This is a genomic window from Streptomyces misionensis (assembly GCF_900104815.1).
GTDB lineage: Bacteria > Actinomycetota > Actinomycetes > Streptomycetales > Streptomycetaceae > Streptomyces > Streptomyces misionensis.
Genome location: NZ_FNTD01000004.1, coordinates 1,269,792 through 1,287,301 on the forward strand (window position 1 = coordinate 1,269,792; position 17,510 = coordinate 1,287,301).

Here is a 17,510-nt window from a genome sequence, read left to right on the forward strand (position 1 = left end):
GCACTGCGCACCTTGTTCGCCGACCTCGCGACGGCCGACCCCGGCCCCACACCTCTCGCCCTACGCAGTGCCCTGGCCCACTCGAAGATACTCAAACGACGCTGCCCCGGCCCCCTGCCGCAGGACCTCCACACGGTGCTCACCCGCCTGGAAGCCCAGGTCAACGACGAATCGGTGGCTCCAGACGACGGCACCACCCTGTCGGCGACCCACCCGTCACCCAGCGGCGCTCCGCCCTCCGATCTGGCCGCTTTCGCAGAAGCCCGAGCAGAGTTCGCCTGGCTCGTGAAGGAGATCCGTGCCGGGCAAGAGGCCGGCGACCTGGCTGCGGTCCAGACCGCGCGCCACTTGGCCGGACCCATCTACGGCCGGCGTCTGTCGCCCGAAGACCGTGCCACCTACACGCCGTTGATGCGCGAGGTGAAGGCGTGGTGCCAGGAACAGGATCCGAACACGGACCCGGTCCTGCGCCGTATCCGTCAAGTCCTCGCCGAACTCGGCCGTGCCGGCAACGGCCTGGCCACCGAGCAACTTGCCGCGTTCCTCGACGAGGTCAGCTCGCTGCGCCGTCAGTTGGACCGGCGCCTGCCAGTGCTCGAAGAGGTTCAGGTCAAGCGGTGGAAGCGCCAGCTCAAGGCCCGCACCTCGAGCGCGCCGCGTCGTGCCGCACCGCGCGCGGCGGACCCGGTCAAGGCCGTCCACGATCCCATGGCCACCGCACCGTCTCCCCCGGACCGTCTGCCGATCGAGACCATCGACAAGCTGGCCGCCATCGCCCGGGACGTCCTCAAGGACGCGGCGCGCAGCGGCGGCTCACTTCTGACGTGGGGTGACCTGCGGCTGCGGATGGCGGCCGGGCTGCCGCACCTGCACCCGGACGAAAGGTGAACTCCTGGTCGCCGTCGACCGGGAGACACCGGTCGGTGAACCGCTGCTGTCCACATTCGTCGCGAGCTCGGACGCCTCGCTGCACTGGCTCTACCGCCACGTCCGCTTCAGCCTCGGCCGCGAACGCATACCCGAACCAGACCTTCCCGCCCACTGGGCCACCGAAGTCCTGCGCCTGCGCCAAACCTGGCGCCACCGCTGACCTGCCGCACTCAGAACGGCGGGCCCAGCCGGCCCGCCGTTCAGCTTGGTCGCGGACATCCGCCGGCCCTGGCTCGCTGCACTGGTCCGCCACGACTGCACGCGGCTACGGGTAGACACCGAGCTCGTAGTGGGACACCCCGGCGTACACGGTCACGGTGCCGTCGTCGTGTATCTCGCCCCAGGGGCGCTCCGGGAGTGAGATGTCCAGGAAGCTGCCGGAGCAGCCCTCGCAGCAGTCGAAATGGTCCTGCCACGCTGTCACGTCCGTTTCGGTGCGAGGGTTGCGCATCGTATGGACGTCGTGACCACTGCACTCGTCGTTCGGGCACGGTGCGCCGTGGCCACAGTCCGCAGTGCCGCACGGGCAGGGACGGTCGCACCCGGCCGGTCCCCAGTCCTGGGTGATCACGGCGCGTTCTCGGGGTGACTTCCGATCCGCTGTCAGGGCTGCCACGACGTCCTGCCGGGACGCCCCGGTCGCTTTCTGCACGGCGTCCGTGAGCGCGACCACGTTGCCGAGGTCGGGATCAGTGCCCGAAAGCCATACGGTCGGTGAGCCGGACGAGTCGGCCTCGTTGCGGTACAGCCTCGCGAAGAACGAACGCGTCCCCGTGTCGTATCCCCAGTCGCTGCCCCGCTCCCAGCCGGGAAGCGGCAGAGCGAGGGTGAAGTCCTCGACGATTCGCTGCCCTTGTGGCACGTAGAGCGCGATTATACGGTGCCAGCGGCAATGCGCCAGATCGCCGTGGGCGATGGCGGTGCAGGCGTCGTTGAGGGCCGGATTCCCTCGGCAGCGCCGCTTGGTGCGATGGGCACGGCAATACGTCTGCCTCGCCTCGATGAGCTGGTCGCACTGCCGTCCCCCCGTGTCGCTGGGTGCCATACAGCGCTGGCGGTGCGCGGCGGCGGGGTGGCGATTGGCCAGCGTGCCGTCGGCCCGCTGCTGTTCGATCTCGCGGTGGATCCGGGCCACGCTCTCATTGCGCGCCGCGCCCTGCAGCGGGTAGACGGTGCCTTTCGTCGTCAGCAGGTTCGTGAAGGTGTCCGGGGCGAGTTGCGGCTCCAGCAGCAGCCGCAGATGGTCCTCGTCGACCGGGTACTCCACCGCTTCACCCGACGGGAGGACGCTGCGCAGGCGTCGGCTGGTGACCAGTTCGAGCCACAGTTCCAGCATCAGTTCGCAGTCATCAGAAATGGGCTGGAAGAACCAGCGCTCCTCCGCGTCATGAATAGTGCGGATGCCGCGGTGGGCCTGGGTCCGGGACGCTGTCTTCGCCCGTTCCCGCAGTCCCTGGGCGCCCGCCAAGGTGGTGAGGTCCAGACGCGCCGCACGAGATGCGCGACCGCCGACCACATGACGGGCGGCATACAGCGTGTCCACCGTCTTCGCGGCCAGCACGCCGACGTCCACCACGTCGCCGTAGGTCCGCAGGCATCGGTAGTCGCCGTCGAAGAGATTGTGGCCGATGATCAGGTCGACGTCTCCGGCTGCGGCACGGAGGTCCGCCAGATTCTGATCTCGGAACGTGTGAAAGGCTGTTTGCCGCCAGAATTCCTGTCCCGGCAGGTCGGTGGCGTCCTGTCGTTCCATCACCAAGAAGCCGACGACGTCGATATCCCAGCGCTCGGGCAGGCTCCGGCCCGCTACTCGCGCATAGTCCACATCGAGCACTCCCACCGTGCGGGGAGATCCTGGGGGCAGCCGCGGTACCGCAGGCGTGCGATAGACGGGCGCGTGGCCATACCTGTCGGCGTCCACGCTGCTCGGGTCCGGCGCCACAATCGGAGTCCACGCCTCCAAGTCCTCCGCGCTGGCATAGGCGCCGTCGCTTCCTCCGTGCGTACACACCGAGTGCGCCGCATAGAAGGCGAACCCTCGTCGCCGCAAATCCAACGCGCCTGGATCATTGGCGAGTTGGCTCTCGGAAAACACCCACAGGTAGACCGGAACGGCCAGGTCGGACCGCAGGTACCACCCCGCTTGGAGCGGCGCCCGAGGGGAATCGACCTGCGGGACGAAATCGGATGAGTATCCGGCGGGAGGCTGCGCCGTGAACTCCAAGAGTGGCTGGCCGGACTCCCGCCCGGCGTCGATCAACGCCTGAAAGGTCCACCCGCGCGAGGGCACCCGCGGGCCACCGAGTTTGATCACGGAGGGCAGTTGCTCGTGCGGGGCAGCCCCACCGGTGCGCCGGGCCCGCGACGGCGGCTTCTTCTTCCTCTTCTTCGGCATGAGCCGGACAATAGCGACCCCCTCTGGCAACGGCCCGCGCCTCGAGCAGCGGCCAGGTGAAGCGCGCCGCCACTCGTGCGGACTGGTCCTCACATCGGCGCGTTGCCGTGCGTCCGTGCAGCGTAATGTCCGCCCCGATGCTGCGGCCGCCTCCGTGTTCGCTGATGCGCCAGTGTTGACATGTGGTCGGCAATGCTCCCCTTCGGCAGCGCCCCGGCTGGAGCCTGGCGCCTAGCGAGGCCCGTCCAGGACGTCCTCGAGCAGGTAGAACCGGACGCGTTCCTGTTCACGCTCGCGCTGTGTGAGCGCGCGAAACTCGACCGGATCCGCTTGGCGTCACGGTCGCCCGCCAGCCCTCAGCGTGCTTGCGCCGTGCCCGCAACCCCACCAACTCGCCCTTGAGCAGGCCGAAGGCGAAACGGCCGCACTTGCTGAGGTGACAGGTTCGCCGAACTCAGCGAGCGATGATGCCGACGACGCAGGTGGCCAGCAGGGTCATGCCGGCCATAGCAACCGTGAGGGGGACCGCGAGATGGGGGCGCGTGTGAACGACGTAGAACAACGCCCCGCCCAGCAGCAGGGTGAGAAGCAGGAGCAGGAAGACGATCAGCGCGACAGTGGTGGTCATCGGGTCCCTCGGTTTCGGTCCAGTACAGATGACCGATCATGGAAGGCGGACGCGTGTTTCGGCACGCGCAAACTGTTGCGAGTACACGCAACGGCATAGTGGGGTCGACGGAGGAGAGCGGATGTCGCAGGGGGAGCTGGTCCCGGGGGGACCGCGCACGATGGTCTTCCAGAAGGACGTCGACAGAGCCAAGGTCGGACCGGAGCGTTATGAACTAGCTGTCGTCCTGCGCGATTTGGCTCAGCGCCTTGGAGTGTCCCTGAGTCGCTATGCGGTGCGCGTCTCGTGGGACCGCTCCACCCTCTCCCGATTCTTCAGCGGAGCTTTGGTGCCTCCCGCCGAATTCGTCGAACAACTCCTCGAGAACGGCGACCGAGAAACCGGCACCGAGTTGACGCCGGCCGCCAAGGACTTGGTGCGCAAACTGCACCGGACCGCCTTGCGCGCCACGAGTCCGGCAAGCGGCGCCCTGCAGGACCTGCGGGACCAGCTGACAGAGGCCGACCGGGAGAGCCGCCATTTCCAGCAGGAGGCCCGACTCCTGCGGGAGGTGATCCGTCGCGCGCAAGAACAGCTCGACGAGCAACAGTTCCGGCTCCGGCAGTTGGAGAACGCAGGGGCTGCCGAGCGCCTGGCTCACCGCATCGAACTCGAGCAACGGTCCGAGGACTTCGAGTCCATCCGCACCGAGCGAGATGCCCTGAGGGAGTCACTCACTCGGCACAAGGCAGAATTGGAAGAAGCCCAGCGCCGCGCCCACGAAGCCGAGCTGCGGTGTGCCTCGCTGGAACGGCAACTGGAGACGGCCGAGACCCGAGCCGAGGAGGACGAGGCTCAGGCGGAAGCTGCGAGCGCAGTGTCGCCCAGGACCCTCCACGCACCGACTCCGGCCACACAGGCCACAGTCGGTGACAGTGTCAGCTTCCACCTCGGCTTCGATGCGGCGCTGGGCGCCCGGCTCTGGCGGGCTCTTGACGAGCAGGCACCCGTACCGCTGGCCGAGGAGGAACTACAGAAGATGGTCCTGCGGCCCGGAATCTTCCAGCTGATCCGCAAGGTGCCGTACCTGTCACCAGAACTTGTGTACGTGGGCAAGTCTGACCAGGCTCTGCCGAACCGGCTCGACACCCTCCGCCGAAAGATCCTCGGCCGAAGGGGGATCCTCCCGGAGGAGATGTACTTCACCTGCATGTACATCGAGGACGACATGTCCGCGGTCGCCCCGGAACGGCTCGTCATCAGGTATCTCAAGGAGGAGCATGGCGCCCAGCTCCCTTGGAACCTCAACGGATTCGGCAACAACGACGCGGGCCGCCAGCGGGATCGTTCGGAACTCAACCCCCGGCATTTCGACATGGTGCATCCGATCGACTTGGACTGGGCCCTCCTCAACGACGGGATGCGTCGAACGTGGTCTCCGAAGGACTTCGCCGATTTCATCAAGGCGGGACTCCCCTACAGCTTCCGGTACAAGTTGGAACCCGAGTACCTGGAATCGGCTCCGCTGGTAGTCCCAGAAGGTCCGTTGTCCGCAGACGGGGCGTTCCGGCTTCTTGCTCGGGGCCTCGGTGATGCGTGGCAGATCAGCGCGCTCAAGGGACACGTGCTCCTGTACAAGGAGCACACGCAATACCCCAATGCCGTCCGCTACTACCGCGGCGAAAGCGTGCAGAACCCCTAGAGTCAGGGACCACCCACCGTGCGCCTTCGGGCCACCCCGCAACGGGTGGCCCAGCGGCGGCGCCGCCCGCTGCGGGCACTAGAGGCGTTCGCAGATGCCGAAGCAGGATCGAGGTGCGGACGGCGCTGAGGAACGCCGAGGCCCCCCTGCCAAGGGGGGCCTCAGTCACCATCACGTGTCACGTTGCAGTCACCAACACAGTCGACGCACCTGGACTACGAAGGCCCGACCTGCGTGAACGGCAGCGATCTGGACCACATGGACGCCACAAGACGCCTCCGCCTACCTGTGCCATGTCGTACCGCAGGACTCGCACGCCAACACCACAGATCACGCACCAAGATCCGGACCAGGTGCGGACCAACTCGGCTCAGCAGCAGACGATTCCACCCCTTGCCGCAGGTCAGAGGCGACGGTGAGCGTGTACCACCAGCAGACGAAGAATCTGCTGACTCCCCTCCCCGCGGCGGACCTACGGCATTCGCTCAGCATGCCCAGCAGCAATTCGTTGGATGCACTGGCTATCGCCCACCCCACGGGTGTGCGCATGGTGTGCCGAGTAAGCGTCTAAGCGCTCTCTACACAAGAAACATGCAGGTCACCGAGCACTCGTCGCTTCTATCGCCGCCCACGCCATGTGGTTCCACCGGCCGTTCCGCACCGACGAGTGGTTCCTGTACGACCAGGAATCGCCGATCGTCACCGGCGGACGCGGACTGGCCCGCGGACGGATCTACGACCTGGAGGGGCGGCTGCTCGTGTCGGTCGTCCAGGAGGGCCTGTTCAGGCCCCTGTAAGCGGGCCGTCGGCCGAGGGGCTCGGCCGCGGGGCTCACACCTCGGCAGGCCGGGGACTTCTGCGCCGCAGCCAGGCGCGCAGGCGCCGCGTGGAGCGTGGCGCAGTAGGTCCGGTTCCGTGGTTGCGCAGCGTCGGGGGCAGGGCGGGCAGCGCCGGCGACGTACGGGGCCACTCCGACACGTGCGCCGCGGCCGCCCGGCGCAGTTCGGCGCCCCAGTCCGGCGGCCCGGCCGCTCCGCCCGGCGTGCGCACAGCTCCCGTGATCGTGCGCGCCACGGGCGGGATGGGGCGGGCCGTCGGTCGCCTCGGCGGCCGGGGACGGCGGAGGGCCGTTCGTGTGGCGGGTGAGAGGCCGCGTGCCTCCGCGACGTAGGTGGCGAGTTCGCTGCGCAGCCACTCGATCTCGTCCGCGTCCTGCGCGGTCGTGATCCGCTCGGCGAGGTGGCCGGACGAGGCGCCGGGAAGGGCCAGTTCGGGCAGCTCGGGCCGGCACCGGTTCACCCGGGCCCGCTCGTAAGGGTCCTTCACGATGTCGGCGACCTCGACCGGTGGGAGCAAGGCGGCCACTGCTCCGGCTCGGGCCCAGGGATTGTCGGCCTGCCGGAGCAGACATCCGAGCCGGCGCGTGCGCCAGTTGCGGGCCCGCAGGTCCACTCCGTCCGTGAGCTGGCTGCGCAGCGTCTCGGGTGTACGCCCCTTGAGCAGGTGCGCGTTTTCGGCGGCAGCCGCGAACCGCTTCAGTTCCTCCGCGAGATACAGCCAGACCACGGTCCGGTACCGGTTGACGTAGAACCCGACGGGCACGAGCAGGCCCAGCCGCGCGAGCCGGGTGAAACGGCCGGCCGGGACGTCCATGAGGGCTGCGCCGTCCGCCGTTCCCACGGTTCGTACCCGATCGCTGAACGTGTCCGGGAACCCGTCCTGCGCCCGAAGCCGGTCGAGCTCCGCGCGCTCCACCAGCCGGCCCCCTCCCCCGCCGTCGTCGGGCAGGGTCCGCACATGGCCGAGCTGGATCGCCAGGTCGAACTCGTCGCGCTGTAGCCCCAGTTCCCGAGCGGCCCGGCTCGGTGTGCAGGTGTCGGAGCGGGTGGGGTCGAAGGTGTTCGCCGACATGGTCGTACTCCCCCGTGGAGTGGGTGGCTCACGCCTTGTGCGTTCGCCGTGCACACACCGTAGCCGGATTCGCCTTTCTCGTGGCGGGCCTGTGGATAACTCCATGGGCCCTTGCGAACTCGCAGGTCAGAGGTCTTTGCTGGGTGCTCGCTCCGGCTTTCTCGCATCGACTCCGAGATGTTCGCCGACCCGGTTGACGAGCAGGGTCATCTCGTAGGCGATCTGTCCGATGTCGGCCGCCGCCCCGCTGAGCACGCACAGACAGCTGCCCGCGCCGGCCGCGGTCACGAACAGCACGGCGTCGTCGTACTCGATCATCGTCTGGCGTACCGCGCCCGCGCCGAAGTGGCGTCCCGAGCCCTTGGCGAGGCTGTGCAGTCCGGAGGCCACGGCCGCCAGGTGCTCCGCGTCCTCGCGGCGTAGGCCCGTGCTCGCTCCGGTGACCAGTCCGTCGTTCGACAGGACGAGTGCGTGCCGGACGTCGTCCACACGCTCCGTCAGATCGTCCAGGAGCCAGCCGAGTCCCTGGTTCTGCGCCATTTCCGTCTCCCCGTGTGATGTCTCCCCCTGGCTGGAGGAACCCTCAGCCAGCCTTCCCCACGTGCGGCGTCCGGGCAAGCAGGATGGGCGCATGGCAAAGAAGATGACCGACGAGGAGTGGCGGGCGTTCGTCTCGGAGGGCACCCGCACCGGCAAGCTGTCCACCGTTCGCGCCGATGGGAGCCCTCATGTGGCCCCGGTGTGGTTTCTGCTGGACGGTAACGAAGTGGTCTTCCTGACCGGCCGGGACACGGTAAAAGGGCGCAATCTCGCCCGTGACGGGCGGATCGCCCTGTGTGTGGACGACGACCGGCCGCCGTTCCACTTCGTCACGCTGAGCGGCCGCGCCCGGTTGTCGGAGGACCCGGCGGAACTGCGTCGTTGGGCCGCGAAGGTCGCCGCCCGTTACATGGGCGAGGACCGGGCCGAGGAGTTCGGTGCCCGCAACGGCGTGCCGGGCGAGCTGCTGGTCCGTGTCGCCGTCGACCAGGCGGTGGCGGTGCGGGACCTGGCGGCCTGAGCGGTCCCGGCCGGCCACCGCGCAAAGCCCCGCCGGCCCCGGTGCCCCGCCCGGCGGACCGCCGGATACCCGACCCGGGCGCGCACCGGCGCCGGAGCGGGGCATCATGCGGGACATGAGCGACGATCACAAGCACGTCCAGGAGTTCTTCACCGCCCGCGCCGCCGACTGGGACCGCAAGTTCCCCGACGACGGGCCCGCGTATACGGCCGCCGTGGCCGAGCTGGGGCTGCGGGCGGGCGACCGGGTGCTGGACGCGGGCTGCGGAACGGGGCGCGCGCTGCTCCCGCTGCGGGCCGCCGTGGGCCCCACCGGGGTCGTGCTCGGTGCCGATCTGACCCCGGCGATGCTCACGGAGGCCGCACGGGCGGGCCGGGACCGGGCGGGGCTGCTGCTGCTCGCGGACGTGACGGCCTTGCCGTTGCGCTCGCGGTCCCTGGACGCGGTGTTCGCCGCGGGCCTGATCGCGCATCTGCCGCACCCCGAGGAGAACCTGCGGGAGCTCGCCCGGGTGGTGCGGCCCGGCGGGACGCTGGCCCTGTTCCACCCCATCGGCCGGGCGGCCCTGGCGGCGCGCCAGGGCCGCCGGCTCACGCCCGACGACCTGCGGGCGGAGCCCAACCTCCGCCCGCTGCTCGCCGGTTCGGGATGGCGCATGACGTCGTACACCGACGAGGACGCCCGCTTCCTCGCCCTCGCCGTACGCGAGGGCTGACAGGTCAGATCGTTCCGGCGACGGCGGCGGCGAAGGCGTCGGGGTTGTCGAACATGACGTTGTGCCCGGCGCCCGGCACCGTCAGCACTCGCACCCCGGCGGCTTCCAGCCGCTCGCGGTCCGCGAGTTCACCGCTCTCCTCCCCTTGCAGATAGACCCGGTCGATGCCCAGGGCCGCCAGGATCGTGCGCATCACGGGGTCGGAGCCACGTCGCAGCCCGACCGCGCTGCGGTGCAGGGCGCGCGGGTCCGCCAGCCGCATGGTGGCCGCCCACAGCGGGCCGACGGCGTCCAGCACGCGCGGGAACGCCTCCTCGACGAATTCCTGCTCCCCGTAGCCGGCGATCGCGCTGCTGCCCGCCGTCAGGGGCGGGAAGGCGTCCAGGTTGGCCTCGGTGAGCACCAGCCGGGAGACGAGTTCCGGCCGTCGGTGCGCGAGCACGATCGCGACGGCACCGCCCATGCTGTGCGCGATCAGCTCCGCGCCGGCGACCCCCGCCGCGTCCAGCGCGGCCGCGACCGCGTCGGCGTGCTCCTCCAGCGTGTAGCCGAAGTGCCGGGGCCGGTCGCTGAGGCCGTGGCCGGGCAGGTCCACGAAGAGGCTGCGCCGCCCGGCGAGTTCCGGGCGGGCGGCGATGTGCGCGTGATACGCCGTGGACATCGATCCCAGTCCGTGGAGATAGACCCGGGCGGGCTCCTCTCCGGGCGCCTCCGTCCAGCGGATCCGGCTTCCCTCGTCGTCGAATGCGGCCTGTCGCAAGGCTTCCTCCCCGTCCGTCCTGATCACTGCCGGGAACTATACATCGGCATCGATGTATCGCGTCCATGGAGTATCCAGACGTCGCTGTACCGCGTCGCCGTACGGAAGAATGCGGGCATGCTCGAACTCGCCATCCTGGGCTTCCTGTACGAGGCCCCGCTGCACGGATACGTCCTGCGCCGGCACATCGCGGCGCTCACCGGCCATGTCAGGCCCGTCGCGGAAAGCACGCTGTATCCGGCGATCAAGCGGCTGGAGAAGGCGGGCCTGCTGGTGCGGGCCACCGAGCCGGGGGCCGTGGCCGCGCCGCGCCATGTGCTGCGCCCGACCGAGGAGGGGCGGCGGGAGCTGCGGCGCCGGCTGGCCGAACCCGCGCAGCGCGAGATCACCGACGAGAACCAGTGGTTCGTCCTGCTCGCCTTCCTGCGGCATCTGGAGGACCCGGCCGCGCAGGCCGCGGTGCTGCGCCGGCGGCTCGCCTTCCTGGAGGAGCCGACGAGCTTCTTCTACGACGGTGACCGGCCGATCGGCGCCGAGGAGGTGGACGATCCCTTCCGGCAGGGCATCCTCACCATCGCGCGAGCCACGAGCCGGGCCGAACTCGCCTGGCTGCGCGACACCCTGGCGTCACTCGCCGACGTCGGCCGCTGAGGTGTCCAGGTGCCGCACCGGGCAGCCGCGCAGTCCCGGGACCGGGCGAGTACCGAGGTCGGCCACGCGGTAGCCGTTCGGGTACCCCTTGATCTCCCGGTTCTGACGCGCGAAGTGCGGCGCGCGGCGCGGCGGCAGCAGCCGTACCACCCGGCCGCGCGCCCTGACGGCACGCCGCACCAGCGCGACGGTGCCCGCACCGGGCCGCTGATAGCGGAACGCGCACAGCAGCGGCTCGTCGAGCAGGGCGAGCACCCCGGTGCGCAGCAGGGGTGCCAGCGGGCGCGGGTACCACGACGCCATCAGGCGGAGGGTGGCGTCAGAGACTTGCCGGGCCCCCTCGTCCCAGCCGAAGTTGGCCTCCTCGTAGGTGTCGAGAAGGGTCTCAAACTCCTCGTACGTCCTGGGGAGGTCGGGGATGCCCATGTGCCGGCCGAGGGTCCGGTAGTACTCCACCGTGGCGACGATCTCGTGTCGCGACAGCCGGCGCCAGCCGTAGGCGTCGATCCAGCGCCGGGGCACCACGACGAAGGTGCTGAGCACGTACCGCATGTCGTCGTCGCTGATGTCGTAGCTGCGGTGCATCTGGTTGATGCGCCGGATCGCGGTACGCCCCTGCTCGGCGGCGAAGCCGTGCTCCATGACGGTGTCGAGGAGCAGCGCGGTGTCGTCGTAGCGCTTCTGGGTGCGCTCGGTCAGCTCGGCCGTCCGCGCGAGGAGCCGGCCGATGCTCGGCACGGCATAGGTGCGGTAGAGGGCCAGCTCCAGGGCACGCGTGTAGTCCCAGGGGAATTCGTAGGCGGCGCTGAGCCGGTAGATCTCCAGCGCGTCCGCCACCGGGTCCAGCCGGCGGATCCGCTCCAGCCTCTCGAAGCGTTTCACCGCGTCGTCCCCCTTCTGCTGCCGGGTTCCAACTCTACGGTGCGCACGCGGAGATGGACCATGGCCGACCCACCCCGTTTCGGAGGGCGGTCGGGGCGCGCGTTCGACAGGTTTCGCGCCCGGGGCCTCCCCAGGGTGGTCACGGTCTGGGGAAGTCCCGTGGAGACCGTGGCCGTTTCGCCCCCGTCCAGGCGGAAAGCTGCAGGTCCGGGTGGTGTGAGGAGTCGTGACAAGGTCCATCCGTCCGGTTTAGGGTGCGCGCGGTTGGACGAGCCATTGGGGAGGCAGGCATGGCCGGGACGGACGATGGGACCGTCGCCGCCGCGGACGATGCGCTGTATGTGCTGACGGCGGTACTGCTGACGCCGGCGCAGTTTCCGAGCGTGCTGGGCGACGACTATCCGGAGGCGTGCGCCACGCTGGGGCTCGCGCCCCGCGCCGACGGGTACGGCCTGGTTCTGGGGCAGGACGGGGACGGCGCCCGCTGGACGGTCGTCATCGACGATGTCTCCCTGGTCGCCGTGGCGATCGCGTCCTGGGACTGCGGCCTGGAGTACGAACTGTCGCCGGACGAGCACGCCATCGTGACCGCCCTGCCCGGCTGGCCGCTTGCGGTCGCCGTAGCGGCCCCCGGCGTCCCCGCGCCGCACGACCCCGGGCCCGATACGGCCGACCGCCCTCCGCTGAGCCCGCCGGACACGAGTGTGTGGGGCCCGGCTCAGCGGCGTCTGGGCGCCGACGAGATCGCGTCGCAGTGGGCGGCGTGGCGGCAGCAGATCAACGACGACGAGTTCGCCGCGCCGGCCGGCCGGCCCCCCGCCACCGCGCCTTCCGCACGGGCCGAGGAGAGCGGCGAGGGAGCGAAGGGCCCGTCGAAGGGCGGCCACCAAGGGGTCCGGCGGGTGCTCGCGGAGGCGCGGGCCTACGTCGACTCGCCACCGCCGCTGGGCCGCGTGCGCTCCTCGTTCGCCTCCGGGGACGCCCGCACCCTGCGTGCGGACGGCCCCGGCTGGTCGATGGTGGCCCGCACCGACGACATCGCCTTCGTCCTCCTCGACGACGAGCCGGGCGAGGTGCTGCCGGTCGGCCGGGGCCCCGAACTGCCCAGGCTGCTGGAAGCACTCGACAAACTGGCCGTACGGCCCTTGTGAGCCGGTCCGGCGGACAGGTTCCCGTCCGCCTGGCTCAGCGGCCGAGTTCCTTGCGCGTGACTCTGCGGAGCCTGCGGCGCTGGGAGGGGTCCAGCGCCAGGTAGGCGGCCGCCGGGACGCCCACGATGATCAGGAACGCCACCCACCAGGGCAGCCATATCAGCAGGATCAGACCGACCGCCACACCTCCTGCGGCGATCTTCGCGTTCTTGGACATGAACGTCGCCTCCTTCCCGGCCGCTGCCGTTCTCTGCTGTGAGAACGGCCTCCCGCGCCCCGCGGTTCCGGACCTCACCCCCTGAGACTTCCCTGAGATGTGCCCCTAAGGGCCGCCTGCGGGGTCGAAACTCCGTAGACGGTCGCCGGTGGTGCCGCGACGGGGGAATCTCGCTCAGGCATCGCGTGCCGGCCGAGTCTCGGCGAAGGCGCCGGCGGCCGCGGCGAGGGCGGCGGTTCTGGCCGCATCACCGGGCAGGTGCGGGTCAGGTGCCGTGCGCAGGAGCACCAGCTGGTGGTACAGCGGCGCAGTGGCGGCGAGGAGCAGACGCCGGGCGTCGGTGCCTGATGGGAGTTCGCCGCGCCGGACGGCCCGGCTGACGACGACCTCGCATCGGGCGTATCGGTCCTCCCAGAGCCGCTGTTGGGCGTCGGCGGCCTTCTCGGAGCGGAACGAGGCGGCGATGAGCGCCGTCACGACCGGGGGCTCCGCGGTCAGAGCTGTCTGGATCTCCTGGTTGAGCGCTGCCAGGTCGCCTTCCAGGGAGCCGGTGTCCGGTGGCCGCCAGTCGTCGTCGCTCGCCGCGTCGAGTACGTCGGCGAGCAGACCGCCGACGTCCCCCCAGCGCCGGTACACCGTGGTGCGGTGCACGCCGGCGCGAGCTGCGACGGCATCGGTGGTGAGCGCGTCATAGCCGTGTTCGCCGAGCTCCGCGAGGACCGCGTCGAGTACCTGCGTACGAATACGGGCGGTGCGGCCCCCGGGGCGGCGCCGGGTCGGCGACGGTTGGGCGCCTGCTGGTTCTTGTTCTTGCTCTGAGGGTGCGGGAGTCGCCACAGGTAGTCCGGTTGATCGCGGGGACGGCGTTGTGGCACCATCTTAACGCAGCAGCTGTCGCACTAATGGAGTCGTCGATGCTCATCCAAAGCGTTCGCCCGGCCGCACGGCCCTTGATGGCCGTCTCGTTCTCGAATGCTTTGGAGTCCCCGTATGCCCACACAGATCTCCGCGATCGCTGTCAGCAAGTCCTTCAACGGCAGGCTCGTCCTTGACTCGGTGACCTGCTCGCTCGCCACGGGCGAGCGCACCGCGATCATCGGTGAGAACGGATCGGGCAAGACCACCTTGCTGCGCCTGCTCGCTGGGCGTGAACGGCCCGATCAGGGCGAGGTCGTCGTCCAGGCCCCCGGCGGCCTCGGCTATGTCGCCCAGGACGAGCGGTTGGAGCCGCGAGCGACCGTCCAGCAGGTCATCGACCGTGCCCTGAGTGATCTACGCGCCGTCGAACGGCGCATGCGCCGTCTCGAGGCCGCGATGGCCGACGGCGATGAGTCGGGCATGGCCGAGTACGGCGAACTGATGACCGTCTTCGAACTGCGCGGCGGCTACGACGCCGACGCCCGCGTGGAGCGTGCCCTGCACGGTCTCGGCCTGGGCCTGGTGGGCCGTGACCGCACCGTGGGCGGCCTGTCCGGTGGTGAGCGGGTCAGGTTGCGGCTCGCGGCCGTCCTGACGGCCGCGCCGGAGGTGCTGTTCCTTGACGAGCCGACCAACCATCTCGACGACAACGCCCTGAGCTGGCTGGAAGAACACCTGCGCACCCGCCGGGGCACCACAGTGGCGGTCTCCCACGACCGTGACTTCCTCGAACGCGTCGCCACCGGACTCCTTGAGGTGGACGCCGACCGGCGCACCGTCGTCCGGTACGGCAACGGCTACACCGGCTACCTCGCCGAGAAGAAGGCCGCCCGGCAGCGCTGGGCCCAGGCGCACGAGCAGTGGCGGGCCGACGTCGACCGGCTCCGCGAGGCCGCCGCGACCACCGCCCGCCGCGTGGCCCCCGGCCGTGCGATGAAGGACGGCAACAAGATGGCGTACGACCGGGCGGGCGCCCGGGTGCAGCAGTCGCTGGCCAGCCGGGTGCGCAACGCCGAAGAACGGCTGCGCCGCCTCCTCGGCACCCCGGTTCCGCCCCCGCCGGAGCCGCTGCGCTTCGCCCCCGTACTGCGGACAAGCAGCCCGCAGGGCGCCGTACTGGTCGCCACCGACATCACCGTCACGGACCGGCTCGACCGCACGAGCCTGTCGCTCGCGGCGGGCGAGCGCCTGCTGATCACAGGGCCGAACGGAGCCGGCAAGAGCACCTTGCTCCGCGTCCTCGCCGGGGAGGTCGCCCCCGACGGCGGGGGCGTCACCCGCCGCGGCAGGGTCGGCTACCTCCCCCAGGAGCCGCGCCCCGGGGAGCCGGACGAGGCCGTCCTTGCCGCCTTCGCCCGCGGACGGGCGGGTGAGGCCGCCGAACACGCCGAACAGCTGCTGTCCCTCGGCCTCTTCGACCGCGACCACCTCACGGTGCCGGTCGGCTGGTTGTCCACCGGGCAGCGGCAGCGTCTGGCCCTGGCGCGGCTGCTCAGCGAACCGTCAGACGTCCTGCTGCTCGACGAACCCACCAACCATCTGTCGCCCGCGCTCGTCGAAGAACTGGAGACCGCCCTGACCGGCTACGACGGCGCCCTCGTCGTCGTCAGCCACGACCGTCGACTGCGTCGGCGCTGGCAGGGCGCTCACCTGGCCGTGCGGGCTGCGGCGACGCCCGCCGCCAGGGCCTGAGGCTCTGACAGACCCCCGAACTTGCCTTCAGGAAGGAAACAATTCGTGATGCCCCCTGCCCCCGCCGACCCGAACGTGGTCCATCCGATGCCCGAGCAGCCGCGAGTGGTGCTGCTGAAGCCGCTGGTCACCTCGCCGCTGATCGAGGTCGGAGAGTTCTCCTGCTACGACGACCCCGATGACCCGACCGCCGTCGAGACCCGCAACGTGCTCTACCACTACGGGCCGGAGAACAGCGACGCCGACATTGCCCGCCCCCTGGCCCTGGCCTGGTGGGACTGGCCGCTCAAGGACATCACCGAACACCTCCGCACGATCATGTCCGGCAGCGTCGACGACCTGGAGGACGCGGCGGCCCGGGCACGTGGAAACAGAACGTCCGCAGCCACCAACCCCCGGTACCAAGGGCCGTCGCACGAGCCCGACCCGGGACGACCCGCACGGTGACCCGCTCCCCTGTCCGCGATCCACCGTTCCAGCACACCGAGAATCGAGCTGTCAGCATGCCTGCTTCGCCCCGCCACAACCCGTTCGCCGACTGGCTTCGCACCCACGCCGTCCCCCTCGACCACCTCGACCCCGAGGCACCACTCGACGACCTGGAGCCGCTGCGCGCCATCATCGGCGACGCACGCGTCGTCGCGATCGGTGAAAGTTCCCACTTCATCAACGAGTTCGCGTCCATGCGCGAGCGCATCCTGCGGTTCCTGGCCGAACGCTGCGGATTCACCGTCCTCGCCTTCGAGTACGGTTTCAGCGAAGGCTTCCCCCTCGACGCATGGGCCCAGGGTGAGGGGACGGACAACGACCTGTCGGCGCACCTCGCCGGGACGATCCCCGTGGGAGTCGACGCGCCGCTGCGCTGGATACGCCGGCACAACCGAACCGCTTCGACACCGGTGCGATTCACAGGGATCGACATCCCGGCGGCCGGTGGGTCCTTGCTGCCCGCCCTGGCCCCGGTCGCCGACTACCTGCGCCGGATCGATCCCGAAACCCTGCCGATCGTCCAGGAGGCGATGCGGATCGCCGAATCGTTCGCCGGTGGCTCCGCGGCCGTCGCCGCGCCCGCCTGGGCACGCCTGTCCGCCGCGGAACAGGACGCCCTCAGCGCGACCCTGACGCGCCTGCTCATCCGGTTCCGCTCCGTCGCACCGCTGTATGTTTCCCGCGGCGACCAGCACAGCTACGACATCGCCGTGCGCCGGCTCGAAGGCGCCTGCCAGGCCGACTACACCTTCCGCGCCATGGCCGACCTCTATGCCGGCAAAGGGCTCACCGCCGACACCTCGGCCCGCGATGTCTACATGGCCGAGTCGGTCCTGTGGCACCTGGACCGCTTCGAACCCGGTACCCGCGTCGTGCTGGCGGCTCACAACGCCCACATCCAGAAGACACCGGTGTCCTTCAACGGCCACCTCACGGGGCTCCCCATGGGACAGCACCTGCACCGCGCGCTCGGCGACGATTACTTCGCCCTCGGCCTGGCGAGCACCACCGGACATACCGCGGACATGCCCCGCGACGAGAACACGCCTTTCGGCTTCACCATCGAGGCCACCGCGCTGGAGCCGGCCGAGCCGGGAAGTATCGAAGCCGCGTTCGCCGACGCCGAACTCGGGCTCAGCATCGCCGATCTCCACCAGGCACGCCCGCAGGCGGCCCATGGAAACGTCGACCTCGCCCCGGGCCCGGACCGCATCCGGATCCAAAGCGCCTACCTCCACACCCCCGTCCTCGATGCGTTCGACGCCATCCTCCACACCCCGACCTCCACCGTCGCCGACAACCTCTGACAGCCGACGCGGTGACGGCCGCCCTCAGGCCCCCGGAACATGCTGCTCACCGGGAGTCGACCCCGGCGCGGGAGCCGCACCGCACGGTGCACGCCCGCTGGTTCGACACGGCACGGGCAGGCG

General features: G+C 70.3%; 17 protein-coding genes and 1 pseudogene. 10 read left to right on the forward strand and 8 right to left on the reverse strand.

What is annotated here, in order from left to right; genetic code table 11:
- Positions 1-12 precede the first annotated feature (12 nt).
- Positions 13-888 (forward strand): hypothetical protein, encoded by an 876-nt coding sequence (locus BLW85_RS07250; RefSeq protein WP_167381386.1) that lies wholly within the window; start codon positions 13-15, stop codon positions 886-888.
- A gap of 307 nt (positions 889-1,195) precedes the next feature.
- Here the strand turns inward: BLW85_RS07250 and BLW85_RS07260 are convergent, their stop codons facing one another.
- On the reverse strand, positions 1,196-3,325 hold the full coding sequence (locus tag BLW85_RS07260; protein ID WP_143060427.1) for a hypothetical protein: 2,130 nt from the start codon (positions 3,323-3,325) through the stop codon (positions 1,196-1,198).
- 454 nt (positions 3,326-3,779) lie between these two features.
- Positions 3,780-3,953 (reverse strand): hypothetical protein, encoded by a 174-nt coding sequence (locus tag BLW85_RS39300; protein ID WP_167381387.1) that lies wholly within the window; start codon positions 3,951-3,953, stop codon positions 3,780-3,782.
- 160 nt (positions 3,954-4,113) lie between these two features.
- Between BLW85_RS39300 and BLW85_RS07265 the strand changes: the two genes are divergently transcribed.
- Positions 4,114-5,634 (forward strand): helix-turn-helix domain-containing protein, encoded by a 1,521-nt coding sequence (locus BLW85_RS07265; RefSeq protein ID WP_143060428.1) that lies wholly within the window; start codon positions 4,114-4,116, stop codon positions 5,632-5,634.
- A gap of 593 nt (positions 5,635-6,227) precedes the next feature.
- A pseudogene (locus BLW85_RS07270) lies at positions 6,228-6,431 on the forward strand (acyl-CoA thioesterase); the annotation flags it as partial.
- A 34-nt stretch (positions 6,432-6,465) separates the two neighbouring features.
- On the opposite strand, the gene BLW85_RS07275 reads toward BLW85_RS07270, so the two are convergent.
- Together BLW85_RS07275 and BLW85_RS07280 are read right to left on the reverse strand one after the other, a co-directional pair.
- Entirely contained in the window at positions 6,466-7,545 is a 1,080-nt protein-coding gene (locus BLW85_RS07275) for a DUF6397 family protein (RefSeq protein WP_074991598.1), read from the reverse strand.
- A gap of 126 nt (positions 7,546-7,671) precedes the next feature.
- The gene (locus BLW85_RS07280) at positions 7,672-8,085 is read right to left on the reverse strand and encodes a roadblock/LC7 domain-containing protein (protein WP_074991599.1); all 414 of its coding nucleotides are present in this window, start codon (positions 8,083-8,085) and stop codon (positions 7,672-7,674) included.
- A 91-nt stretch (positions 8,086-8,176) separates the two neighbouring features.
- Between BLW85_RS07280 and BLW85_RS07285 the strand changes: the two genes are divergently transcribed.
- Positions 8,177-8,605, forward strand: coding sequence for a PPOX class F420-dependent oxidoreductase (locus BLW85_RS07285; protein ID WP_074991600.1), 429 nt, complete (start codon positions 8,177-8,179; stop codon positions 8,603-8,605).
- Between the two features lie 115 nt (positions 8,606-8,720).
- Positions 8,721-9,320, forward strand: a complete 600-nt coding sequence (locus BLW85_RS07290; RefSeq protein WP_074996004.1) for a class I SAM-dependent methyltransferase — start codon at positions 8,721-8,723, stop codon at positions 9,318-9,320.
- 4 nt (positions 9,321-9,324) lie between these two features.
- Here BLW85_RS07290 and BLW85_RS07295 read toward each other — a convergent pair whose 3' ends face one another.
- Positions 9,325-10,080 (reverse strand): alpha/beta fold hydrolase, encoded by a 756-nt coding sequence (locus BLW85_RS07295; RefSeq protein WP_074991601.1) that lies wholly within the window; start codon positions 10,078-10,080, stop codon positions 9,325-9,327.
- Positions 10,081-10,197: 117 nt separating this feature from the next.
- Here BLW85_RS07295 and BLW85_RS07300 point away from each other — a divergent pair, with 117 nt between their 5' ends.
- Positions 10,198-10,731 (forward strand): PadR family transcriptional regulator, encoded by a 534-nt coding sequence (locus BLW85_RS07300; protein ID WP_070026428.1) that lies wholly within the window; start codon positions 10,198-10,200, stop codon positions 10,729-10,731.
- Here the strand turns inward: BLW85_RS07300 and BLW85_RS07305 are convergent.
- A complete protein-coding gene (locus tag BLW85_RS07305; protein ID WP_074991602.1) occupies positions 10,708-11,613 on the reverse strand; it encodes an oxygenase MpaB family protein in 906 nt (301 codons plus the stop codon). The two genes, BLW85_RS07300 and BLW85_RS07305, sit on opposite strands and share 24 nt — an antisense overlap.
- A 290-nt stretch (positions 11,614-11,903) precedes the next feature.
- Here BLW85_RS07305 and BLW85_RS07310 point away from each other — a divergent pair, with 290 nt between their 5' ends.
- Entirely contained in the window at positions 11,904-12,764 is an 861-nt protein-coding gene (locus tag BLW85_RS07310; protein WP_074991603.1) for a hypothetical protein, read from the forward strand.
- Positions 12,765-12,798: 34 nt separating this feature from the next.
- Here the strand turns inward: BLW85_RS07310 and BLW85_RS07315 are convergent, their stop codons facing one another.
- Together BLW85_RS07315 and BLW85_RS07320 are read right to left on the reverse strand one after the other, a co-directional pair.
- Positions 12,799-12,981 (reverse strand): hypothetical protein, encoded by a 183-nt coding sequence (locus BLW85_RS07315; RefSeq protein ID WP_070026425.1) that lies wholly within the window; start codon positions 12,979-12,981, stop codon positions 12,799-12,801.
- A gap of 174 nt (positions 12,982-13,155) precedes the next feature.
- Entirely contained in the window at positions 13,156-13,818 is a 663-nt protein-coding gene (locus BLW85_RS07320) for a TetR/AcrR family transcriptional regulator (protein WP_070026424.1), read from the reverse strand.
- A 153-nt stretch (positions 13,819-13,971) separates the two neighbouring features.
- Here BLW85_RS07320 and abc-f point away from each other — a divergent pair, with 153 nt between their 5' ends.
- From abc-f to BLW85_RS07335, 3 genes are read left to right on the forward strand one after another with little or no spacing between them, the layout of a single operon-like run.
- On the forward strand, positions 13,972-15,591 hold the full coding sequence (abc-f, locus tag BLW85_RS07325) for a ribosomal protection-like ABC-F family protein (protein WP_074991604.1): 1,620 nt from the start codon (positions 13,972-13,974) through the stop codon (positions 15,589-15,591).
- 48 nt (positions 15,592-15,639) lie between these two features.
- The gene (locus BLW85_RS07330) at positions 15,640-16,038 is read left to right on the forward strand and encodes a hypothetical protein (RefSeq protein ID WP_074991605.1); all 399 of its coding nucleotides are present in this window, start codon (positions 15,640-15,642) and stop codon (positions 16,036-16,038) included.
- 56 nt (positions 16,039-16,094) lie between these two features.
- On the forward strand, positions 16,095-17,387 hold the full coding sequence (locus BLW85_RS07335; protein ID WP_074991606.1) for an erythromycin esterase family protein: 1,293 nt from the start codon (positions 16,095-16,097) through the stop codon (positions 17,385-17,387).
- Positions 17,388-17,510: the final 123 nt, after the last annotated feature.